Raw genomic sequence first — 23,551 nt, 5'->3', positions numbered from 1 at the left:
CCGCTGTTAATAGTTCTGTCCTGAACACTTTTTGGTTTTAGTGTTGTAGTTGCCGCAACTGATAGGCGCGGTCCAGTCGGCGATGATCGGTTTGCTGTCCGGCAGGAAGTCCGACCAGGCGTCGCCATCGACCAGTTTGTTGGTTTGCCAGACGGTGACGAATTGACCATCGTCTTGAATTTCGCCGATCAACACCGGTTTGCTGATGTGATGGTTAGGCAGCATTTTCGACATACCGCCGGTTAGGTTGGGGTACTCGACGCCAATCAGCGCTTTTTGTACCGCGTCGGAATCCGTGGTGCCGGCTTTCTCGACTGCTTTCACCCACATGTTGAAACCGATGTAGTGCGCTTCCATCGGGTCGTTGGTCACCCGTTTCGGGTTTTTGATGTAGTCCTTCCATTGTTGGATGAAGGCCGCGTTTTTGGTGGTATCCACGCTCATGAAGTAGTTCCAGGCCGCCAAGTGACCAACCAAGGGTTTGGTGTCCATACCGGAGAGTTCTTCTTCGCCCACCGAGAAAGCAATGACCGGAATTTTTTCCGCGGAGATGCCTTGGTTGCCCAGCTCTTTATAGAACGGAATGTTGGCGTCGCCGTTGATGGTGGAAACCACAGCGGTTTTCTTGCCTGCTGAGCCGAATTTTTTAATGTCGGCGACGATACTTTGCCAGTCGGAATGGCCGAATGGCGTGTAGTTGATCATGATGTCCGCCGGTTTAACCCCTTTGGATTTTAAGTACGCTTCCAGGATTTTGTTGGTGGTGCGCGGATAGACGTAGTCAGTACCGGCCAATACCCAGCGTTGCACTTTCAGGTCGTTCATCAGGTAATCGACTGCTGGAATCGCTTGCTGGTTAGGCGCGGCGCCGGTGTAAAACACGTTTTTGGAAGACTCTTCGCCTTCGTATTGCACTGGGTAGAACAGGATGCTGTTCAACTCTTCAATGACCGGTAACACCGATTTTCTGGAAACGGACGTCCAGCAACCGAAGATGGACGCGACTTTGTCCTTGGTGATCAGCTCGCGGGCTTTTTCCGCGAACAAGGGCCAGTTGGAAGCCGGGTCGACCACCACGGCTTCCAACTTCTTGCCGAGCAAACCGCCTTTTTTGTTTTGCTCGTCGATCAACATCAGCATGGTGTCTTTCAGCGTGGTTTCGCTGATCGCCATCGTGCCGGATAGCGAGTGCAGCACGCCGACTTTAATGGTGTCTTCGGCGCGGGCCGAGGTGGCGGCACCGAATAGCGCGGCGGACAAGGCCGTGACAGTCGCCAGTTTACGGAAGGAATTGCTCAGTAGTTTCATCGTTGTAATCCTATGTCGAGAATAAATCGTGGGTGAATCAACAGCCCGTTTTTCGTAGGGAGGGCATGCAATGCCCACGCTTGAAGGCTCCGCGTGGGCACCTATTCGGTGCCCACCCTACGGTTTGTCACGTTGGCGTAAATTTGCGTACCCAACCGTCGTTAAATTTGCCATTGAAAGCCGACCATGACCTGGCTGGCGTTCTCGCCGCTGGCGGTGGATTTGTAGTTCAAGCCTTTGGTCAACAAATCGCCGTATTGGTAGCTGGCGAAAATCTTGGCGTTGTGGCCGTCGATGATGTAGTTGACGCCGCCTTCGTAAACTTCACGATTCGGGCTGTTATCCGGCGACACATTGACGTAACGCAAATACGGTTGGAATTGGCCGATGCCGATCTTTTGCGGGAACAGATACATGCCGCTGACATCATAGGCATTGCCTTCGAACATCGAGAACTGGGCCGGCGCGCCGACACTGCCTTCCGCGTCGCGGATAGTTTGGCTATACGGGCCGGTGATGCCGTAGTTTTTGTACTCGCCGTTGAGGGTAACCACGCCGCCGCCCGGCAACACTTTTTCCATCAACACGTCGGCGGTGGTGCCGCGGAAGCTGCCGGGCGAACCCAGCGCACCGGCGCCGTCTTCCTGGTATTGGTTGGCTACGCCGACAGTCAGAATGTCGCCGCCCTTGCCGTAGTAGGTGCCGGAGGTGTAGTAGCCGGGGTTTTTCTCCACGTCCCAGAAGTTGTAGGCAAAGCGTTGCGCGTACAGGATGTTGTCGTCGACGTTAGCTCCGCCGCGCAGGCCACGGAAAAAGCCGGCCGCGTATTGGAAACGACCGTCGAATACCGCGCCCCAGAAGGTGGCACCGTCGTCGCGGCCAAAAGATCCGGCGGATGTGCCGTCGGATTTGATGACCAAGTTATAGTCGGACGGCTCGAACGGCGTGCCGGCGGAGAAGATGTTATACACCGCGCTGTAGAATGGACCGTTCATCTCGCGGCGTTCGGCAGGAACCAACATCCGGCCCACCCATAAATTGGCGTAGGGCGTGACTTCGAATTTGCCGATGGCATCCAGAACCCGCACTTCGCCGCCGTTGCCGCAGGTTTGGCAATCGGTGTTGAATTCGACTTTCAGATATTTGTGAATCTGGCCATTGATGTATAAACGGATGTTGTCCAGATTGAAATCGTTGCTCCATTTGTCGGCGTTCGCGCCGACCGAGCCTTCCTGGGCGCGAAAGCTGGTTCTTAAACCGGCACCGACGCTGACCCATTTGGTGTCGTCGATTTTAAACGTCGCGCCTGCCTGCGCTTCGGGCGCCTGTCCCAGGGCGATGGCGCCCAGGGCTGCCCCGCTTAGCAAGCCGATGGCCCGGCCGCTTAGTTTTTGTGGGTTAAAACCAGTCATTTGCATTCCCCTCTATCTGGATTAAACAAGCCATTGCCGCTGGCCATGGCGATTGAAAACGTCGGGGAGATTGTTGAATTTTGCAGACAGCGCCACAATCGGGTAAATGACTCATCAGTCATTTGACGTATGGCTGGCAAATAAGGGTTTCCGTAGAGTGCAGCTTAACTTGGGAGATTGACGATTATGAAAATAACATCCGCTAGAGGTCTGTTTTTGCTGCTGGGTCTATTGGGTTTCGCGCCATGCCAGCCGACGCTGGCAGCGCCGACGGCCGACGCTGTTAAACCGCTGCAGGCTATTGAATTTGGATTGGCGCCAGACAATTTGCAGCAGTTCGCTACGCCGATTGACGTTGCGGCAATCGGCGAACGTGTCCGCGCCAATTTAACCGAGTGGGAATTTCCACTCGCCGGCAAAGGCCCTTACAGCCATAGTTTGCAGGCCAAGCTCGGCAAGATCGCCCGCCGGGAAACGCCGGTGGGTTTTTCGTTTTCGTCTGGCAATTCCGACCCGCGCGCGACCGATTTTCAAAAGGCCGACGTGTTGCCGATTACCTGCACATTGCGCGATGTCGGCAATCAAGCGGTGTTGGTGGAACGCGAATCGACATTTAGCGCGCATGCTTTGGATAAGGATGTTCTGCCGGCGCGCATCGTCGACAAATTGGTGGATCAGATCGGTACGGCTTGTCTGGATGTGTTGGAGCATGCCCCCTTGCCCAAGCAGGCCGGTCGGGTGAAAACGGAGTTATTCAAACCTAAGTGGATGCCGGATGTAAGGGTGGAGGTTAGGGAGGTTAAGGGTGCCGTTGATGCAAACGGCGTTGCGCAGCCGGGGGCAGTTGGTGATGAACCGAAGAAGGAGATTATTATTCATAATCAGGGTACGCCGGTGATATTTCAGTTTGGGCATGAGAGGAAGTGATTTTGTTTTATTTGGTTTGAAACCGGTTTTTTGGATTTGGGAATAAGGTGTCGCTGGCGCGACGGGTTTTGTTGCAGTCGGGTTTCGGCCCGACAGCCGAGATACTTTCTTTTGCTTGGCCAAAAGAAAGTATCCAAAGAAAAGGCCACCCGGAATTCCGCCTCAATCCTGCGCTTCTCGCTTTTGCCGAGGGTTTTCGGAAGGGCCATCCCTGGCCCTCCGAAACGAGCGGCATCCTTGCCGCTCCCCTATCGGGCTGATCTCGCCAAAAGCTGCGATGCTCGGGGCGGAATAACGGGAACAACCCCGTCGCGAGACGAAAGGTTATAAGATTACTTTGAGCGCTAGGTTGGTAATTGTGTTGTAGGATGCTGCCGACGAAAGGAGGCGCATGTTCGCGACCGATGCGCTTCAATCCGTTCAGCACATCCTTATAGGACTAGTTTGATAATATACGGAAGATGGTTTGATGTTTTGTTAGGCTTAGTGAGGGATATGGGCAAATGATTAAACACATAGATGTTTTTATAAGATCCAACTACGCTGAACATGGTGAACTAATTTCCATTATTGAGGAGTTTGCCAATAGTTACGATAATTGGGATTATCTAAAACACCAATCAAGAGAATATTCTTTTGTTACTGGTGCTCCTTCTTGTGCTTTGCTTCTTAAAAACAATAAGAATCATCCTGCGATAGCTATAACGCATAAAGTGAAAAATACTTTTTACGTTGCAAATATAGTTCCAAAAGAATCTGATCGTATTGATGCTTCTGAGTACAATGAAATTGCTAAAGCGTTTGCTAATGACTTGAATAAATATATTAAAGCAACGAAAGCTAAAATAACTGTAAAGTTAACGCAAGAAAGCGTTGATCTCTCATCAATAATTCCAGGAACTAAATCTCGACAACTCTTTGAAAATTACTTAAACCTGTTTCCATTGAGTTATCATCCTTGCGACGTCGAGCGATTAGATGTTTTTATATGCCACCTTTCGAGATTTGCAAAAAATACAATTGATACGGAGTTATTAGAATGTTGGCTAATAAACAATAAACATTGGAAATCGAAAGATGCTCATTGGTGTGTAAATAGAATTAATTCAGGGCTTGATATATTAAAAGTTAACAGAAAATATTAGTAACGTAGGGTGGGCACATGCTTTTCGTGCCCACGCGGGAACACCACAACCCCTGATTTAACTGCCAAAAATTAACAACCAAAAATGTCCCGTTACCGCCGCTCGCAAAATCCCGGTGCAACGTATTTTTTCACGGTGATAACGTATCGGCGGCAAGCGATTTTATGTGATGAACCGGTTCGGGAGGCTTTGCGGCGAGCGATTGCAAGCACTCGCGCCAAACGGCCGTTTACCATCGACGCCTGGGTGTTGTTGCCGGATCATTTGCATTGTATTTGGACATTGCCGGCGGACGATGCGGATTATGCAACCCGTTGGAGCGTGATCAAACGGCAGGTGAGCGTGGTTTGTGGTGACGCATATCGGCGGGCCGAATGGATCAATGAGTCCAAGCACAAACATCGGGAATCGACTTTATGGCAACGCCGGTATTGGGAACATCAAATTCGCGATGAAACCGATTTTACCCGGCATATGGATTACATTCATTACAATCCGATGAAGCATGGTTATTGCCAGCAGGTCAGCGAATGGCCTTATTCAACGTTTCATCGATATGTTAAGGAAGGCGTTTATTCGATGGATTGGGGCGGTGATGGTGTTGATGATTTGGTTGCGGGGGAATGAGCGGGTTGTCCGCGTGGGCACAAAAAGCCGTGCCCACCCTACGCATCGGGATGGTTTTTGTCCCGTATGCCGCGCCGAGCACCGGAGCTTTTGGTGGGAATAGCCCGAAGGGATGCGGCATGGATGCCGCACGTTGGCGAAGGGGCAGGAAGCCCCTTTCGCCAACCCCCGCCAAAAGCTCCGGAGCGCAGGGAATAAGCGGCGTCCGGGTCGCCTTTTCTTTGGATACTTTCTTTTGGCGACGCAAAAGAAAGTATCGCGGTCGCCGGTCCGCGAACCGGCATTAAAACAACCCCGTCGCGGCAGCGACACCAAAACATGAAGCCAATTCACCAAAACATCACCAAAATCCGCCGCGACTACAACGCTTTAGTCGCCAACGAAACCCTGGAAGACTACGCGCTCAGGTACGCGCCGCGCAGCTTCCGGAAATGGAGCGAATTCCAGGTGGCCAACACCGCCTTCGGCTCGACCTCGTTTCTGGTGCTGGAAGCCATCGGTGGGTTTTTGTCTATCAACTACGGCTTTACCAACGCCTGCTGGGCGATTTTGATCGTCGGCATCGTGATTTTTATCACCAGTCTGCCGATCAGTTATTACGCCGCCCGCTACCATATCGACATCGATTTACTGACCCGAGCCGCCGGTTTCGGTTATATCGGCTCCACCGTTACCTCACTGATTTATGCCTCGTTTACCTTCACGCTGTTTGCGTTGGAGGCCTCGATCATGTCGCTGGCGATTGAATTATATTTTCAGATTCCGCTCGCGCTTGCGCATGTGGTCAGCGCAGTGATCGTGGTGCCCTTGGTGACGTTTGGGATTACCACCATCAGCCGAATGCAATTATGGACGCAGCCGGTGTGGTTGGCGCTATTGATTGTGCCTTATATTGCCGTGGCCCATGCCGAGCCGGAAGCGCTGATGACTTTGCAGGCGTATTTCTGGATCGCCGGCAGTGGGGAAGGCTTCGATTGGTTGTTGTTCGGCACCGCGACTACCGTGGCATTTTCGATGGTGGCGCAAATCGGCGAGCAGGTGGATTTTCTACGTTTCATGCCGGATAAAACCAAGGCTAACCGGTTTAAGTGGTGGGCAGCGATGCTGGCGGCTGGGCCGGGCTGGGTCGTGTTTGGGGTGATTAGGCAAATAGCGGGTGCTTTGTTGGCGCATTTGGCGATACGCCACGGTATTAATCCGCAGCATGCCCACGAACCGACGCAAATGTATCTGGTGGCTTATAACGAGCTGTTCGAGAATCCGCAATGGGCCTTGGCGACCACGACCTTGTTCGTGGTGTTGAGTCAGATCAAGATCAACGTTACCAATGCTTATGCCGGCTCGCTGGCCTGGTCGAACTTTTTTTCACGCTTGACGCATAGCCATCCGGGCCGGGTGGTGTGGTTGCTGTTTAACGTCCTCATTGCCTTGTTGCTGATGGAGTTCGGCGTATTCGGCGCGCTGGAAAAGGTGTTGGGTTTGTTCTCGAATATGTCGATAGCCTGGATCAGCGCGGTGGCGGCGGAGTTGATGATTAATAAACCTTTGGGGCTCAGCCCGAAGGAAATCGAATTCAAGCGTGCGTATTTGTCCGATCTTAATCCGGTGGGAATGGCTGCTACTTTTGTGGCGTCGGTGGTGTCGATTCTGGCCTATGTCGGCCTGTTCGGCGAATGGCCCAAGGCTTTTTCGGCGTTTATCGCGCTGAGTCTGGCGTTTGTTTTGGTGCCGGCACTTGCCTATTGTTGCGGCGGTAAACATTACCTGGCCCGCGACCGAAAAAAACACAATCGTAAAGCCCACGATAAATGCTCGATTTGCGAGAACGAATTCGAGCACGACGACATGGCGTATTGTCCCGCCTACGCCGGCAGTATTTGTTCGCTGTGCTGCACACTGGACGCCCGTTGCCTGGATGCCTGCAAGCCGGGATTTCGCTTCGACGATTATCTGGAAAGCCTGGCCAAGCGCCTGATGCCGGATTTTATTGGGATTACCGCGCGCTTGCGCCTGTTGCGCTTTGGTTTGTTGTTTGGGTTTCTGACCATCCTGACCGGGATTTTTATCAGCATTATTTATTATCAGGATTTAATCAGTGTTCAGCACAATCAGCCGGCTTTTGGTTTGTTGATCAACAATTTCCTGAAGATTTACGCCTCGTTGTTGGTGTTTATTGGGTTGTGTACCTGGTGGCTGATTTTGAATGCCGAGAGCCGGCGGGTGGCGCATGAGGAAACCGCCAAGCAGACCCAGTTGCTGTTGCAGGAAATCGAACAACACAAACAAACCGATCTGAAGTTGCAGCAGGCCCGGCGTATGGCGGATGCCGCCAATCAGGCCAAGAGTCGGTTTTTGAGCAATATGAGCCACGAGATTAGATCGCCGCTAAACAGCATCGTTGGCTATGCCCACATTTTGCACCAGGACCCCAATATCCCCGAAAACCGTAGGCAGGCGGTGGATACCTTGAAGCGCAGCGGCGAGCATTTGAGTGCGTTGATCGAAGATATTTTAGACATCGCCCGTATCGAGGCGCGCAAATTCGATTTTAAGTACCAACCCATCGATTTCCCCGGGTTTATCGAGCATTTGGTACATGTTTTCAAAGCGCAAGCAGAAGACAAGGGCTTGAGTTTTAATTGCCAATTGACCACAGTGCTGCCGCAGCGCATACGCGGCGACGAAAAGCGGGTAGGGCAGATTTTGATGAACCTGCTTGGCAATGCCATCAAATTTACCAGCCAGGGCGGTGTGGTGTTTCGGATCGGTTATAGCAGCGGTGTAGCCAGCTTTCAGGTGTCCGATACCGGCAGCGGTATTGATGAACAGCAATTGCAAAACATCTTTCAACCCTTCACCCGGCTGGATACCCCGACAGGCAATGCGGTGTCGGGTAGTGGCCTGGGATTGACGATCTGCAAAATTCTCACGGAGGTGATGGGCGGCGAGTTGACGGTGCAAAGCAAGGTTGGCGAGGGCTCGACGTTTAGTGTGCGGTTGTTGTTGCCGAGCTTGGGCGTAGAAAATGAAGCCGAACCTCTGGCACCTATCATCGGCTATCAAGGCGCGCGCCGGCGGATCATGGTGGTGGACGACCAGCGCGAACATCGCGAACTGCTATTGTCATTGCTGGAGCCGCTGGGGTTTTATCTGGAGGAGGCCGATTCCGGCGAGGCTTGTTTGGACAAAGTGGCGGCACAGCAGCCGGACCTAATTCTGCTGGATATTTCGATGAGCGGTATCGATGGTATCGAAACCGCGATGCGTTTACGCGAGCTTGGTTTGCAGATGCCGATTGTGGTGCTGAGCGCCAATGCCTATCCAGGTGATCGGCTGGCGGTATTGAATGCCGGCTGTAACGATTTTCTGTCCAAGCCGATTCAGGTCCCGCAGCTGATGAGCAAGCTGAAGCTATATTTGTCGCTGCACTGGATTTATCGGGACGACCCAGGGCAAACGGTTCCCGAAAAAGCGGCCGAGCCTATGCTGATGCCGCCGCCGGAATTATTGCAAGCCTGTGTGGAATGCGTGCGGATCGGCGATTTGTTGGGATTGAAGAAAGTGTTGGAACAGCTCCGGCAAGCCGAGCCGCGTTACAACGCTTTTTTTGCCAAGCTGACAGCCTTGGCAAATGAATTTAGGGTAGGCGAAATCCGAAAACTATTGCAGATGCACAAACAGGAGGTGTCCCGATGATGGAAGTATCCGCCAGCAATGGCACGGTGTTGATAGTCGACGATACGCCCGGCAATCTGGCCCTGCTATCCGATACGCTTTCCGAGGCCAATTATCGGGTGTTGGTGGCGACTGACGGCTGTTCGGCCATCGAGCAGATTCAATATGTCAAACCCGACATCATTTTGTTGGACGTGATGATGCCGGGCATAGATGGTTTCGAGACTTGTAGCCGTTTGAAAGCCGATCCGGCCACCGCGCCGATTCCAGTGTTGTTCATGACTGGGCTTAGCGAATTGGATGATTTGCTGCGCGGCTTTGGCGAGGGGGCGTTGGATTACATCGTCAAGCCGATTCGGCCGGCCGAGGTGCTGGCGCGGATTGAAGTGCATCTGACCCAATCGCGCAATTTACGCCGGGCCGAGAGTTTACTGGATCATCACGATTTTGCTGCGGTGGCGGTGGATGCGGCGGGCGGCATTGTCTGGCTGACGCCGGCGGCTCGCGAATGGTTGGACGATTTTGCCGAATTACAAGAAGGAGGGGCGCAGCATACTGCGGATAAGCTGTTGCCGGAAAGCATGCGTGGCTGGTTTCAACGCTGGTTGCGGCAAAGCGGGCGCAGCGAGGTGGCAGCCGAAACGGAAGCGCATCGTCTGGCGCCAGGCTTTGCGTTGCGGGTCGGCGCCTGCCAGAATCCGGATGAATATCTGCTGTTATTACAGCGCGAAGACGCGCAATGGACGCCGGAAACCTTGCGCGACAAACTCAAACTGACCTTTCGCGAGGCCGAGATTTTAATGTGGATTGCCCGAGGTAAAACGAACAAAGAGATCGGTATCATCCTGACCACCAGCCCTAGAACCGTAAATAAACATCTGGAGCATATCTTTGAAAAGCTCGGCGTTTCGACGCGGGCGGCGGCGGTGGCGATGGTGTTGCAGCGAGGGTGAATCGGCAATAAAAAAGGCCGGCAACTAACTGTTTGCCGGCCTTTTATTTGGTCTGGAGAAACTTTTAGCCTTTAAGGCATGTACATGCCGCCGTTCACATGCAAGGTTTCACCGGTGATGTACGAGGCTTGCTCGGAGGCCAGGAAGGATACCGCGTGGGCAATTTCTTCAGGCTGGCCGAGGCGACCCAGCGCTATTGAGCCAAGTAGGGCGTTTTTGATGTCATCCGACAGTTCTTTGGTCATGTCGGTGTCGATGAAGCCCGGCGCGACTGTGTTGACGGTGATGCCGCGCGAACCGACTTCTTTAGCCATCGATTTGGCGAAGCCTACCATGCCGGCTTTGGCTGCCGCGTAGTTGGTTTGGCCGGCGTTGCCGGTCGAGCCGACCACCGATGAGATATTGATGATGCGGCCGTAACGGACTTTCATCATGCCGCGCAACACGGCTTTGCTCATCCGGAAGATCGAGGTCAGGTTGGTGTTGATGATGTCGTCCCATTCCTCGTCTTTCATCCGCATCAGCAGGTTGTCGCGGGTGATGCCGGCGTTATTGACCAGAACCGCCGGTGTGCCGTATTCGTCGCCGGTGGTTTTGATGAAGTTTTCGATGTCGGCAGTGTCGGCGACGTTTAATTTGTAGCCTTTGCCGTTGTCGCCCAGATAAGCGGAAATAGCCTCAGCGCCGCTATCGGAGGTAGCGGTGCCGACCACAAAAAAGCCGTCGGCGACTAATTTTTCGGCAATGGCCCGGCCTATGCCGCGGCTGGCGCCGGTAACAATGGCGAGTTTTTTATCCACGGAGTTGCTCCACAACGTTGTCAATGGTTTCGGGGTCGTAAATGGTGTAATGCGTTGCATCAGGCGCTATGCGTTTGTTTAAACCGACTAATACTTTGCCGGGCCCGCATTCAACAAAAGCGGTGACGCCTTGTTCGTGCATGAATTTGACGCTTTCCACCCACCGCACCGGTTTGAACAATTGTTCTTTCAATGCATAGCGAATCACTTCCGGCGAGCCGTGCGATTTGACGTCGGCGTTGTGGATCAGCGTGCTATTGGGCATCTCGACGTTAAGGCTTTGCAATATTTCGTTCAATTTGTCGGAGGCCGCTTCCATCAATGCGCAGTGGGACGGCACGCTAACCGGTAGTTTTAATGCACGTTTGGCGCCCAGCGCTTTTAAGGCTTCCATCGCTCTTTCCACTGCGGCGGTTTCGCCCGCAATCACCACTTGGCCTGGGGCATTGAAATTGGCGGCCGCAACGATTTCGCCATTGGCGACTTCGGCACAGGTGTTAACGACTTGATGATCTTCCAGGCCCAGAATAGCCGCCATCGCGCCTTTTCCGGCTGGTACTGCTTCCTGCATTAGGCGGCCGCGCTCGGCGACCAGGCGAATGGCGTCTTCATAACCCAGCGCACCGGAACAGACCAGGGCGGTGTATTCACCCAAGCTATGGCCGGCCATCCAGGCGGGTTTGATGTCGGTTTTTTCGCACCAGGCCCGCCACACCGCAACGCCGGCCGCCAGCATCGCCGGCTGGGTGTTATGGGTTTGGTTTAAGTCGGTGTCAGGGCCGTTAGCGACCATGTTCCACAGATCGAAACCCAGCACGTCGGAAGCTTGTTCGAAAGTTTGCTTGACCAATGGGTTGGCGGCGGCCAGCGTGCCCAGCATGCCGACAGCTTGCGAGCCTTGTCCGGGAAATACGAAGGCCAGATTGTAACTTTGTTCTATCGTCGTCATGTTTAGTACCTAATTAATGCGGAACCCCAGGTAAAGCCGGCTCCAAAAGCTTCCATTAATACGGTTTGTCCGCGTTGAATGCGGCCGTCGCGCACACCTTCGTTAAACGCCAATAACACGGAGGCGGAGGAGGTGTTGCCTTGGTTTTCCAGGGTCAGAATCACTTGATCCATGGACATGCCCAGCTTCTTGGCGGTGGCGGCGATAATGCGCGTATTGGCTTGATGCGGCACCAGCCAATCGATGTCGCTTTGTTGCAAGCCGTTGGCTTCCAGGGTTTCATCGACAATCCGGCCCAGTGTGTTGACCGCGACCTTGAATACTTCGTTGCCGCGCATGCTGATGTAAGCTGCTTCGTTTTGTTTGGCGGCAGCTGCGACTTGCGGATTGGGGCAGTACAGTAAATCTTCGTAGCCGCCATCGGAGTGGATATGCGTGGACAAGATGCCAGGCTGATCGCTGGAGGTCAGCAAAATCGCGCCGGCACCGTCGCCGAACAGGATGCAGGTGCCGCGGTCGGTCCAATCGACGATGCGTGAGCAAATCTCCGTGCCTACTACCAGTACGTTTTTGGCAAAACCGGTTTTCAGGTATTGGTCGGCGATGCTGAGTCCGTAAACGGAACCCGAGCAGGCGGCCTGAATATCGAAGCCGACGCATTGCTTGATGCCCAGGCGTTCCTGCAACAGGCAGGCCGTGCTGGGATAGACGCGATCCGGCGTGCCGGTGGCGACGATGATCATGTCGATCTCGTCAGCTGCAATTCCGGCTGCATCAATGGCTTGTCTGGCGGCGATTTCCGCCATGCTGGAAGCGGTTTCGTCGGGACCGGCTATGCGGCGGCTTTTGATACCGGTTCTTTCGTAGATCCAGCTGTCGGATGTGTCCACCGTGGCGGATATATCGTCATTGGTGCGGATGGTTTCGGGCAGATAGCCGCCCGTACCGATAACATGAGTCCAGCGTGTCATTCATCAACCTTTTGGGCCAGCGCGAGTTCTAGTTTTTCGCTGATTTTACGAATAAGGCCCTGTGCGACTTCGACTTCCGCCAGATGAATGGCGGTTTCGAAAGCCAGAGCGTCGGCGCCGCCGTGGCTTTTGATCACCAAGCCGCGTAGGCCGATGAAACTGGCGCCGTTGTAGAGGCGCGGGTCTATGCTGTCTTTGAAGCGCTTCAGGACCGGATAAGCGATCAGCCCGGCTAATTTGGTGAGCCAGTTTTGCGAAAAACTGTCTTTCAGTTTGCCGCCTATCATTTTTGCCGCGCCTTCAATGGATTTCAGCGCCACGTTACCGACGAAACCGTCGGCGACGATCAAATCGACTTTCACGTTGCCGGCGTTGATCGAGTTGCCTTCCACGTAACCGATGTAATTCAGTCCGGAGTTTTCCAGCAATTTAGCGGCGGCTTTGACTTGTTCGTTGCCTTTCATGTCTTCTTCGCCGATGTTCAACAAACCGATACGAGGGCGTTCGATTTTTTCCACGGCCTTGACCACTTCTTCGCCCATGACGGCAAATTGGTAGAGTTGTTCGGCGCTGGAATCGACATTGGCGCCTAAATCGAGCATGTGGGTGTGGCCGAAAGTAGACGGTAGTGTGGAAATAATCGCCGGGCGTTCGATGCCGGGAATCATTTTCAGTACGAAACGGGCTGTTGCCATTAACGCGCCGGTGTTACCTGCGCTGACGCAGGCGTCGGCCTTGCCTTCCTGGACCAGATTAATCGCCACGCGCATAGAAGAATCTTTTTTGTTCTTCAAGGCTTTTTGCGGCGCTTCGTCCATTTCGACCACTTGCGAGGCGTGTTGAATACTGATCCGGCCTTTGAACTCGACCAGCGCTTGGGATAGCAGGTTACCAAGAACCGCTTCATCGCCCACCATGATCAGATTTAAGTCCGGATTTTTTCGTAAACAGGCCAGTGAAGCAGGTACGGTAACTTGAGGACCGAAATCCCCGCCCATGGCATCAATTGAGAGAGTTGAGCTCACGCTTAGGACTAACTCCAGAAGTTGAAAGGAGCCAACAGCTGTCCAGCGACGCGTTGGCTTACTCAGAGACTATCAATAAATCAAATATTACTGCCCATTCCTGATGATTGCGCGGGAAAACGCGATGCTTGCGGCCGGTCTTGGACTAAGGGCTGCTCGACTCGCCTTTTGAATGAGTTACGAGTCGGCCAAGGCAGTTTAAAACGATTAATCTTCGTCGTTGCCGGCAATGATTTGACGGCCTTTGAAGAAACCGTCCGGCGTCATGTGATGACGCAGATGGGTTTCGCCGGTCAACGGATCCTGAGACAGGGTTTTACCGACTAATGCATCGTGTGAACGACGTTGACCGCGTCTGGAACGCGATACTTTGCTCTTTTGTACTGCCATTTCAATCTCCAGTTTTTTTAAGTTTTGCTAAAACAGAAAAAGGGTTGTTAGCCTTAGTCTGACTATCTGTTGCGCTGTAATCGGCATCTTCCGAACGGTTGTGGGCGAGACAATCGTGTTCATGCCGAGGGTAGTCGGGCAATGCCAGCAGGATTTCGTCTTCGATCACCGCGTTTAACGATACGGTGTCGCCGTCCAGCAATAGCGGTTCGCAATCGTCCAGTTGCTTTGCTTCTTGTAGCGAAGAGACAACAGCCAATTTAAAATCGATATTCAGTGGCCAGGTCAGTGCTTGCAAGCAAGACTGACACGCCAATTCCACAACAGCCTCGATATGGCCGGCAACGACGATGCGTTTGCCTTCCTTACCAAATTCGATCTTGGCGCTAACGCTGCCACCATGATCGATCACGCTACCAGACAAGCGCTCGAGCGCAGCGATTTTTATATCCCCGGAAAACGCGCCGCGTCTTTCGGCGAATAATAAGGGATCGATAAGGTCGGGAAACTTGTCTGACATAACTGTACAATCATACAGATAACTAACTGTTGCGTCAAACGCACACCGACTCAAACCACTACCTAGCCGATGACCGCCATAGTCCTTGCTTCTAGTTCGAAATACCGTTGCCAGTTGTTGGAAAAACTGGGTCTTGCTTTTTTAAGTTGCAGCAGTGACGTCGATGAGAGCCCGCAAGCCGGCGAATCGCCCGATGCTTTGGTGCGCAGATTATCGCTGGCGAAGGCTGAAGAAGTCGGCAAAATATACCCTAATCATTTAATCATCGGTTCCGATCAGGTTGCCGTGCTGGACCAAGAGATATTGGGAAAACCCGGCGGGCGCGACGCGGCAATTCAACAACTTGCCAAGCAATCCGGCCGGACGGTGCAATTTTATACGGGAGTCTGCGTTTTTAATAGTGCAACGGGCCGGCACCTGAGTGATATGGATGTGTGTAGCGTACATTTCAAAACGCTGACCTCGCCGCAGATTGAAAAATACATTGATTTGGACCGGCCCTTCGACTGTGCCGGCAGCTTCAAATCCGAGGGTTTGGGTATCGCGCTTTTTAGTAAAATTGTCGGCGAAGATCCTAATGCCTTGGTGGGTTTGCCCTTGATAAAATTGGTGGCCTTGCTCGACAAGTTTGGGGTCAATATTCTCTGATTTACCATAGCAGAAAATGCTTGCCAGTAGCGTTTAGTGAAATTTTTTGTTCGGCCCGAGTAATTCAAACATATGCAAAAACTCCTCTTCCACCCGCTCCATTATCGAAATGGTTTGTTCTCGTGTCAGACGCACCAGCGTTAACGATTGGTTAGAAAATTCCGCTACGGCTATTTCCAAGCCATCGGCTTGTTGGCCGCTATCGACCAAGCGCGCCGCCATATTCAGCAAATGCGCGTCCAGTTTGTGTATTTGGGCATCGGCCGGGTTCAGATAACAGCCTATGGTTTCGTAGAGGGATTCCGGTAAGCCCCAGATTTTTAGTAATTCCCCGCCAACCTCCGCGTGAGTGAAACCAATCAGTTCTTGTTCGAAGCCGGCCAACAAAGCGCGGTTGTGGTCTGCGGCCAGCAATACGCTTAGATATTGCTCGGGCATTTTTTGACTGAGTATCAGTGAGCCTATGTCGTGTAAAAGGCCGGCCAGAAAAAGTCTTTCGGTATGCAGCACGGCGCTGGCTTTTGCCAGCAGTCGGGCTATCACCGCGCAATGAATGCTGCGCATCCAAAACGAGGTCATGTCGATCAGTTCGCCGGGGATTTTTCCAAAGCGATCAACGACCGTGGTTGCCAATACCAGGTTGCTCAGGTCGTCGATGCCGATCACGGTAACGGCGCGGGAAATGGTGTCGATTTTGGCTTGAAAACCGTAGAAAGGACTATTTACTACCCGTAACAAACGCGCACTGAGTGCAGGGTCCTTGGCAATGACCTTGCCGATGTCAGCCAGAGAATAACGCGAATCCCGAATCATTTCGCTGAGTTGAAAATAAATATCGGGCAGAGAAAACAGTTCGGTCGAGCCGGCAATCAATTGCTTGATGGCAGCGGCTTTCAATTAACTCTTCCGATACAGCGCCATGACGTGCTGCACATAATTACGGGTTTCGGGATAGGGCGGCACGCTATTATTGTATTTCATCACCGCGCCTTCGCCGGCATTATAACCGGCTACCGCCAGGGTCAAATTGGAGTTGAACATCGCCAGTAAATCTTTCAAGTAGCGGGTGCCGCCATCGACATTCTGTTCGGCATCGCGCCGGTCGGTGACGCCGTAACGGCGTGCGGTATCGGGCATCAGTTGCATCAAGCCCACCGCGCCGGCCGAGGACACCGCATTGGGGTTATAGGCTGATTCGGCTTGAATCACTGCGTGCAGCAGTTTGGGGTCCATTTGATGTTTGGCCGCGGCCTTGGCGACCAAATCGTTAAATTTGAGTTTGTTGCCCGACATGAATTTTAGATCGCGGCTGTAAGTGCGTGGCCGGGTACGAATGATCAAGCGGTAATCAAAGCCCTTTTTCGGTTCGTCGGTGTAATACACCCGACCGCTAGGATCAGTGTATTTAAAAATGTCGGCCCCCGCATCGGTGATTAGCGCTATCGATAGTGTGGCAATCAACAGGGGTTTCATCGCGTCACCTTTTACCGATTGGACTCATTCAGTCACACGAATTAGGCTGGCGGCCTGTAACGCTTTAGATCGAGCATCATTGACGTTGTCGGCCGTGGCGAGCGCCACACCCATGCGCCTTGACACGAAAGCCTCCGGTTTGCCGAACAGGCGAATGTCGGTGTCTGCGACCGCCAATGCTTGTGCCAAGCCTGCATAGCTCACGGCTTTGGCGTCTATGCCACCTAAAATCACCGCGCTGGCGGCGGTTTTATCTAGCGCCGTGTTGACCGGCAGGCCAAGAATGGCGCGGACATGCAAATCAAATTCGCTCTGCCGCTGGCTGGCCATCGTGACCATGCCGGTGTCGTGCGGCCTGGGGCTGACTTCGCTAAACCAGACTTGATCACCGGCGATGAATAATTCCACGCCAAACAAACCCAAGCCGCCTAATGCGGTAGTCACTTTGTCGGCGATTTGCTGAGATAACTCAACGGCCTTGCTGCTCATCGCCTGTGGTTGCCAGCTTTCCCGGTAGTCGCCGTTCTCCTGGCGGTGGCCGATCGGTTCGCAGAAATAAGTTTTTACTTGGCCGTCGCTGTTCAGGGCGCGCACGGTGAGTAAGGTGATTTCAAAATCAAAATCGATCTTCGCTTCGACGATCACCTTACCCGTATCGGCGCGCCCGCCGGCCATGGCGTAATCCCAGGCGGCTTGCAGCTGATCGGCGCTTTTTACCATGGACTGGCCTTTGCCGGAAGACGACATCGTTGGCTTGATAAAGCAGGGGTAGCCAATGCCGCTATCGACTGCGGCTTTCAATTGCTCGAAGGTGTCGGCAAAAGCGTATTTCGATGTCGGTAGACCTAGTTCAGCGGCTGCCAGCTCGCGGATGCCTTCACGATTCATAGTCAATTGAATCGCCCTAGCATTAGGGACAATAGTGGTTTCACCTTGAGCTTCAATCTCCGCTAAGGCCTCGGTGGCAATCGCTTCGATTTCGGGGATGATGTAATGCGGCTGTTCGCGGGCAATCAGGGTTTTTACCGCGGTTGCGTCGGTCATATCAATCACCTGGCTGCGATGCGCCACTTGCATGGCCGGGGCGCCGGCATAGCGGTCAACCGCAATGACTTCCACGCCATAGCGTTGCAGCGAAATGGCGATTTCTTTGCCTAATTCGCCGCTGCCCAGCAATAAAGCTTTGGTGGCGCTGCCGCTGTCAGGGGTGCCGATTTTCATGATTTTGCTAAATAGTTATCGATGTCTTGTTTGGAGAAACCAATTTTCTTCGCGACCCGGTCGGCGTGGCTGACTCTGGAAATGCCGGCGATCAATTTAAAAGTCGGCAAGTCGTCGGCAAATTCCACTTGTTTAGGCACGGCGATTTTTCGTTTCACGAACTCATCCACCAATTGATGGTTGTGGGTAATCAAAATAGTACTGTTACCTTTGCGGTAAAAACCGTCCAGCACGTCGATAGACGACTGCATCTTCTCTTCAAAAGTAGTGCCTTCCGCCATTTCGTCAAGCACCACCAAGCTTTTTGCGCTGCTGGCCAAGAAAATATCGCGGGTACGTTTCAATTCCGTACCGAAACGGCCTTCGCCGTCATCGAGATGGCTGATCTCCGGGCATTGATAGAAAATGCGGTCCGCGACGCTTAAATTGGCAGCCTGAGCCGGCACGAAACAACCGATCTGCGCCAACAATTGAATTTGCGTGATGGTTTTGCAAAATGCGGTTTTGCCGCCGCTGTTGGGGCCGGTCACGCACACCAGACGTTCGTCGTCCATGCTGAAATCGTTGCCGACGTAGGCGGGATTTTTCTGGCCCAGTACCGGGTTTTTCGCAGCGACTAATTTAATATTGTGACGTTCGCCGGCGTTCAGTTCCGGCAGTACCATCTCGCTGCCGAAGTCTTCGGCGTATTTAATAAAAGCCAATAACTCATCCAACTGTCCCAGGCCGTCCAGCATATCGCCGAGCGCCTGCGAATTTTTATAAATGTTACGCAGGGGTATGATGCAGTTGTCTCTATCGTAGCCGCCAATGACCGGAATATAAGCCAAGGCTAAGGGCAGGAAAAACACCGAAGCCACCGACAAACCGTCACGGGTGACCTGGAACATATCGGTTGGGAAAATCTGCATCAAGCCCCAGATGGCGGCGATCAGTAGAGCGATCAACATCGGTTTGAACAGGGTGGGGCGGAAAATCGTCGCCGGTGAGAAGGAATTTTTGCGCTCTTCTTTGCTTTGCAGGCCTTTTTCGCTGTTGTAGACCGGGCCGACCATCAACGAATATTCGTTGCTGTGCGAAAAATTGCCGATTTTCTCGAACACGCTTTGCAGATAAGGGCTTTGCGGCTTGCCGGAGTTGTAGATCGCACCGACCAGATTCAAGACCACGCGCACACCACGAACATATTGTTTGTAGCCGTAACCTTCGATTTGATTATCCTCTCGAGCCGTGCCGAAACCGCCGAGAAACTCGCCGAACAATAACAAGTAAAGCCGGTTTTCCGAGGCGGCGGCATTGGCGATAATGTTTTCCACATTGGCGCGCACATCGGGATTGTCTTGAATTTCCCGCACCGCGGCTTGTTTGGCGGCTACCGCTTCCAGATTATCCAAGGGTTGGCTTAGCGAACGATACAACACCGATTTACCGGCGGTGGTGCTGGCGTAATTGACGTAATCGAACAATTCGTCCACTTCTATGGTGTTAAACGCGCCTTGGTCGATGACGCCTTCACCGGTGGGCAAGGGGTGGCTCGAGCGCACCGTCGGCCATTCGTCGTTCCAGCTTTGTAAGATGTTTTGTTGCATATTACCCCCGGTTTTTATGTGCCGCGCTTTATTCAGTGCGCGGTTTTGATTAAATCAAGCATCACCTCGACATGAGCGTCGCTGTCGTTTAAACACGGAATATAACGATAAGTCTCGCCGCCGGCTTCCAGAAAAATCTCCTGGTTAGCGATGGCGATCTCTTCCAGCGTTTCCAGACAGTCTACCGAGAATCCCGGACAAATCACGTCGACATTTTTGACGCCTTGCTGCGGTAGTTCTTGCAACACTTCCACGCAATAAGGTTTCAGCCATTCGGCTTTGCCGAAGCGCGATTGAAATACCAATTTCCATTGTTGGTCTTTGAGGCCTAATTGCTCGGCGAGCAGACGGCCGGTGGTTTGGCATTGATAGAAATACGGATCGCCCCATTCGGTCAGTTTGGCCGGTAAGCCGTGAAATGACAGCAACAGCAATTCCGCTTGGCCGTTGGCTTGCCAATGCTGGCGCACCGATTGCGCCAGGGCTTCGATGTAACTGGGGTGTTCATGAAAGTCGCTGATGAAGTGCAGGCCGGGCATGTGCCGCCAACTGACAAATTCCTCGGCCACCACGTCGAAAATCGAGGCGGTCGTGGTGGAGGAATATTGTGGATAGAGCGGCAGGATAACGATTTCGTGGACACCTTGCTTCTGAAAGTTTTGCAATTTTTCCCGCAAGGCCGGTTTGCCGTAGCGCATCGCGCAATCGATGATTAAATCGGCGTCGTCTATACCGGTAAAACCTTGCAATTTGGCGGTCAGCTTTTCGGTGAATACGATCAAGGGCGAGCCTTGCTCGGTCCAGATCGATTGATAGGCATGCGCCGATTTTTTCGGGCGAAACGGCAGCACGAACAAATTCAGGATTAGCCACCACAAGGGCCTGGGCAGATTGACCACCCGCGGGTCGCCGAGAAATTCGCGCAGGAAGCGGCGTACGTCGCCGGTTTTTGGGGAGGCGGGCGAGCCCAGATTGACCAGTAACACCCCGATCTTTTTTTGGCCGGTTTCAGTCATGGTTACTTGCGATTGATCAGGTTCAGGAATTCGGAACGGGTGCTGATTTCTTCTCTGAAGATACCCAGCATGACCGATGTGGTCATCACCGAGTTTTGTTTTTCCACGCCGCGCATCATCATGCACAAGTGCTTGGCTTCGATGACCACCGCTACGCCGCGGGCGTCGATGGCGGTTTCCACCGCTTTGGCGATTTGCCGAGTCAATTGTTCTTGAATTTGCAGCCGCCGACCGTACATATCAACGATACGGGCCAGTTTGGACAAGCCCAAGACTTTGCCTTTAGGCAAATAACCGATGTGGCATTTGCCAATAAAGGGCAATAAATGATGCTCGCACAAAGAGTAAAGCTCGATGTCTTTTACAATCACCATGTCTTCGGTATCGGCTTCAAATATCGCGCCGTTCAATACCTCTTCCAGGGTTTTTTCGTAACCGTTATTCAGGAATTTGAAGGCTTTAGCGGCACGTTTGGGCGTGTCCCGCAAACCTTCCCGATTCACATCTTCGCCTATTGCTTGAATGATTTTGGAGAAATATTCTTCCATTGCCGCCCTCGAGTAAAAAAATGTCGTGAGTATACAGCATCAAACTGTAAATTCTAAGGCGTCCAAAACCACCTGGCTACCGGCGCCAAAACGGGTGGCGTTTTCGCTGAGATGCCGGCGCCAGGCCCGCGCGCCATCGACCCCATGAAACAGCCCCAGCATGTGTCGGGTGATGCAATGCAGTCTCACGCCTTGTTGTAATTGCTGCTCTATATAAGGCAACAGGGCTAATACCGTTTCTTGCCGCGACGGGATGGAATGCTCGTCGTTAAACAAGCGCCGGTCTACTTCTGCTAGTAGATAGGGATTGTGATAAACCTCCCGGCCTAGCATGACGCCGTCAAGTTGCTCTAATAAATCCAGCGAGCTATCCAAGGATTCGATGCCGCCGTTGATAACAATATTCAGCATCGGAAAATCTTGCTTCAATTGCAACACCACGTCATAACGTAACGGCGGTACGTCGCGATTTTGCTTGGGTGAAAGCCCGGATAGCCAGGCTTTGCGGGCGTGCACGATAAAGGTCTCGCAACCGGCCGCCGCTACAGTGCTTATGAAGTGTGTCAGTTCTGCGTAAGAATCGCGATCATCGATACCAATCCGCGATTTCACCGTCACCGGCATCGATACTGCTTCCCGCATTGCCGCTACGCATTCGGCGACCAGTTCGGGTTCTGCCATTAAGCAGGCGCCAAAGCGGCCATTTTGCACACGGTCGCTGGGACAGCCGACGTTTAAATTGATCTCGTCGTAACCATAGTCGGCGGCAATTTTGGCGCATTCCGCTAAATCCGCTGGATTGCTGCCGCCTAGCTGTAAAGCCAGTGGGTGTTCCTCTGGGCTGAACTGTAAATGCCGGTCACGGTTGCCATGCAAGATGGCGCCAGTGGTGACCATTTCCGTGTATAGCAAGGCATGACGGGATAAGGTGCGGTGGAAATACCGACAGTGTCGGTCAGTCCAATCCAGCATGGGGGCCACTGAGAATCGGTAGGCCAGGTGTTTGTCAGCTTGGGGGGCGGTATGGTCGCGGTCAGCGGTCATGGGTGGTTCTGGTGGTTGGGAATCAGGATTCAAATTGGTGAGTTTATTATACTTTGCCGGGCTGAATAAAAACCGCAGTAGGAAATCAGCCCGTGCTGAAGGCTGAAGCAGGAAGGCGATAGGAGAATATCAGTCTGCTTTATCGGCGTAGACTTTGTTGGTCAGTTCTTTAAACCAACTCGGCCTGAAAATCACTAGGTATAAACCGATGCTGCTGGTAATCGGGAAGGGGCTGACACTAAATAGCATGAACACGATAAAGACAATCGCACAGTTGATTCTGCTCAGCTTGTCGGATGCGTATTGGCCCGCTGCTATTAGATGAAGCTAAAAGTTAACAACTTGCATCTAAATGTTGCAGATAGATCAAAAAAAGCCTTGGTGCCGTGTTGACGTCGCCTTGACGAGTGACTTGGGATTCGGGATGGCTATCTGGGTTGTCCGCGCGGACGATTCAAAATTATACGGATTGCCGAAAAACACTCATTTGTATTGTTTGCTAGCTTTGTTTTCGGTCAGGCTACCAACGCATTTACTGTAAGTTTGTTTGGTATGAAACTGATGGAGCGAATTGCTAACCGGCTGGACCAAAGCACGAGTGCCGGGTTTTAGAGGGCGAGAGGCAAGTGCGTTAATCGTTTCCATGCTCCCTATGCATTGCTTGGGTTTTGGCATGGTTGCGGCGGGGGCGTTTTGGGTGGCCAGAAATACGCCGATTATGATTAGTACGAAGCTTATGCCGCAGCGCTTTAGTTCGCGTATACACGTTTTCAGGATGTCTTCGGAATTCATAGTTTGTCTCCTTATGTTGGGGTTATAAAAACTTAGCGAGCTGATGCGCATGTTTTTCAGGTATTCGCGCCAATCGGTTCGCTGTGGGCAGCTAAGGCGCTGAATAACGACGCCATTTCGCGATCCGGTTGAACGTGCCCTCAAGCCTACGATGGTTATCGGCAAACTTTCATTGTGGCGCGGCCAGCCTTATAACAAGGCCATGCTTAAACAAATCTGAAGTGAATTTTTGCCACGCGGTTTTTTGCCTGTATTTCTTGGTGAATTTCCAGTGCTTCACTACGCATCTGGGCGCAAAATGCACAGAGGCCTTCGTGGGCGGTATGTGACTTTTCATGGGCTGACAATAAGTCGCCGCACCTTTTGCAACGAGTAATCTGCTGGAGTGTTTTCATGGTGATCACCTCGTAATCCGAATGTCTGAAAATAATGCGCTATGGGTTTGTTGGGTATTCGGCTCTTCGTCATTGCAGAGCTACTTTATACAGCGCAAAACCAATGCCACTGCAAAACCGCAT

At 52.6% G+C, this 23,551-nt stretch carries 22 protein-coding genes; 6 read left to right on the top strand and 16 right to left on the bottom strand.

Annotated elements, in window-relative coordinates; all coding sequences use genetic code 11:
* Positions 1-6: 6 nt before the first annotated feature.
* Positions 7-1,308, bottom strand: coding sequence for an urea ABC transporter substrate-binding protein (gene urtA, locus ACMXD4_RS17045; RefSeq protein ID WP_033158917.1), 1,302 nt, complete (start codon positions 1,306-1,308; stop codon positions 7-9).
* A 161-nt stretch (positions 1,309-1,469) separates the two neighbouring features.
* Positions 1,470-2,726, bottom strand: a complete 1,257-nt coding sequence (locus ACMXD4_RS17040; protein ID WP_084153464.1) for a hypothetical protein — start codon at positions 2,724-2,726, stop codon at positions 1,470-1,472.
* Between the two features lie 180 nt (positions 2,727-2,906).
* Between ACMXD4_RS17040 and ACMXD4_RS17035 the strand changes: the two genes are divergently transcribed.
* The 5 genes from ACMXD4_RS17035 (at position 2,907) to ACMXD4_RS17015 (ending at position 10,047) form a co-directional block, all read left to right on the top strand.
* Complete coding sequence (locus ACMXD4_RS17035) at positions 2,907-3,647, top strand: hypothetical protein (RefSeq protein WP_216614694.1); 741 nt, start codon at positions 2,907-2,909, stop codon at positions 3,645-3,647.
* A gap of 503 nt (positions 3,648-4,150) precedes the next feature.
* Entirely contained in the window at positions 4,151-4,792 is a 642-nt protein-coding gene (locus ACMXD4_RS17030) for a hypothetical protein (RefSeq protein ID WP_415878869.1), read from the top strand.
* 84 nt (positions 4,793-4,876) lie between these two features.
* Complete coding sequence (locus ACMXD4_RS17025) at positions 4,877-5,419, top strand: REP-associated tyrosine transposase (RefSeq protein WP_415878868.1); 543 nt, start codon at positions 4,877-4,879, stop codon at positions 5,417-5,419.
* A 318-nt stretch (positions 5,420-5,737) separates the two neighbouring features.
* Positions 5,738-9,115, top strand: coding sequence for a response regulator (locus ACMXD4_RS17020; RefSeq protein WP_415878867.1), 3,378 nt, complete (start codon positions 5,738-5,740; stop codon positions 9,113-9,115).
* The gene (locus tag ACMXD4_RS17015) at positions 9,112-10,047 is read left to right on the top strand and encodes a response regulator transcription factor (RefSeq protein ID WP_033158921.1); all 936 of its coding nucleotides are present in this window, start codon (positions 9,112-9,114) and stop codon (positions 10,045-10,047) included. The genes ACMXD4_RS17020 and ACMXD4_RS17015 overlap by 4 nt, the downstream gene beginning before the upstream one ends.
* Positions 10,048-10,118: 71 nt before the next feature.
* On the opposite strand, the gene fabG is transcribed toward ACMXD4_RS17015, so the two are convergent.
* From fabG to ACMXD4_RS16985, 6 genes are all read right to left on the bottom strand, one after another.
* Positions 10,119-10,907: a 3-oxoacyl-ACP reductase FabG gene (gene fabG, locus ACMXD4_RS17010; protein WP_415878866.1), complete on the bottom strand. Its 789-nt coding sequence runs from the start codon at positions 10,905-10,907 to the stop codon at positions 10,119-10,121.
* On the bottom strand, positions 10,840-11,796 hold the full coding sequence (gene fabD, locus ACMXD4_RS17005) for an ACP S-malonyltransferase (protein ID WP_101051678.1): 957 nt from the start codon (positions 11,794-11,796) through the stop codon (positions 10,840-10,842). The genes fabG and fabD overlap by 68 nt, the downstream gene beginning before the upstream one ends.
* A 2-nt stretch (positions 11,797-11,798) precedes the next feature.
* Positions 11,799-12,767: a beta-ketoacyl-ACP synthase III gene (locus ACMXD4_RS17000; RefSeq protein WP_415878865.1), complete on the bottom strand. Its 969-nt coding sequence runs from the start codon at positions 12,765-12,767 to the stop codon at positions 11,799-11,801.
* A complete protein-coding gene (gene plsX, locus ACMXD4_RS16995; RefSeq protein ID WP_415878864.1) occupies positions 12,764-13,792 on the bottom strand; it encodes a phosphate acyltransferase PlsX in 1,029 nt (342 codons plus the stop codon). The genes ACMXD4_RS17000 and plsX overlap by 4 nt, the downstream gene beginning before the upstream one ends.
* 207 nt (positions 13,793-13,999) lie before the next feature.
* Positions 14,000-14,182, bottom strand: a complete 183-nt coding sequence (rpmF, locus tag ACMXD4_RS16990; protein WP_033158926.1) for a 50S ribosomal protein L32 — start codon at positions 14,180-14,182, stop codon at positions 14,000-14,002.
* A gap of 1 nt (position 14,183) precedes the next feature.
* Positions 14,184-14,702, bottom strand: a complete 519-nt coding sequence (locus ACMXD4_RS16985; protein WP_415878863.1) for a YceD family protein — start codon at positions 14,700-14,702, stop codon at positions 14,184-14,186.
* A 69-nt stretch (positions 14,703-14,771) separates the two neighbouring features.
* Between ACMXD4_RS16985 and ACMXD4_RS16980 the strand changes: the two genes are divergently transcribed.
* Positions 14,772-15,350, top strand: a complete 579-nt coding sequence (locus ACMXD4_RS16980) for a Maf family protein (protein WP_415878862.1) — start codon at positions 14,772-14,774, stop codon at positions 15,348-15,350.
* Positions 15,351-15,383: 33 nt separating this feature from the next.
* On the opposite strand, the gene ACMXD4_RS16975 is transcribed toward ACMXD4_RS16980, so the two are convergent.
* From ACMXD4_RS16975 to ACMXD4_RS16940, 8 genes are all read right to left on the bottom strand, one after another.
* Positions 15,384-16,247, bottom strand: coding sequence for an HDOD domain-containing protein (locus ACMXD4_RS16975; RefSeq protein ID WP_415878861.1), 864 nt, complete (start codon positions 16,245-16,247; stop codon positions 15,384-15,386).
* Positions 16,248-16,823, bottom strand: coding sequence for a lytic transglycosylase domain-containing protein (locus tag ACMXD4_RS16970; protein WP_064038109.1), 576 nt, complete (start codon positions 16,821-16,823; stop codon positions 16,248-16,250).
* Between the two features lie 24 nt (positions 16,824-16,847).
* The gene (purT, locus tag ACMXD4_RS16965) at positions 16,848-18,044 is read right to left on the bottom strand and encodes a formate-dependent phosphoribosylglycinamide formyltransferase (RefSeq protein ID WP_415878860.1); all 1,197 of its coding nucleotides are present in this window, start codon (positions 18,042-18,044) and stop codon (positions 16,848-16,850) included.
* Positions 18,041-19,633 (bottom strand): MutS-related protein, encoded by a 1,593-nt coding sequence (locus ACMXD4_RS16960; RefSeq protein ID WP_415878859.1) that lies wholly within the window; start codon positions 19,631-19,633, stop codon positions 18,041-18,043. Before ACMXD4_RS16960 ends, purT begins: the two co-directional genes overlap by 4 nt.
* A 32-nt stretch (positions 19,634-19,665) precedes the next feature.
* Positions 19,666-20,649, bottom strand: coding sequence for a ferrochelatase (gene hemH / locus ACMXD4_RS16955; protein WP_415878858.1), 984 nt, complete (start codon positions 20,647-20,649; stop codon positions 19,666-19,668).
* Positions 20,650-20,651: 2 nt separating this feature from the next.
* Positions 20,652-21,197: a GTP cyclohydrolase I FolE gene (gene folE, locus ACMXD4_RS16950; protein ID WP_033158934.1), complete on the bottom strand. Its 546-nt coding sequence runs from the start codon at positions 21,195-21,197 to the stop codon at positions 20,652-20,654.
* A gap of 39 nt (positions 21,198-21,236) precedes the next feature.
* Complete coding sequence (gene dusA / locus ACMXD4_RS16945; protein ID WP_415878857.1) at positions 21,237-22,241, bottom strand: tRNA dihydrouridine(20/20a) synthase DusA; 1,005 nt, start codon at positions 22,239-22,241, stop codon at positions 21,237-21,239.
* A gap of 998 nt (positions 22,242-23,239) precedes the next feature.
* Positions 23,240-23,428 carry a hypothetical protein gene (locus ACMXD4_RS16940; protein WP_415878856.1) on the bottom strand — a complete coding sequence of 63 codons (189 nt, stop codon included), beginning with the start codon at positions 23,426-23,428 and terminating at the stop codon, positions 23,240-23,242.
* Between the last annotated feature and the right edge of the window lie 123 nt (positions 23,429-23,551).

The organism is Methylomonas sp. TEB, assembly GCF_047777895.1.
In the GTDB taxonomy this organism is placed as follows: Bacteria; Pseudomonadota; Gammaproteobacteria; order Methylococcales; family Methylomonadaceae; genus Methylomonas.
The sequence above is the reverse complement of the archived record's forward strand: the minus strand, read 5'-3'. Positions and strand labels throughout refer to the sequence as shown.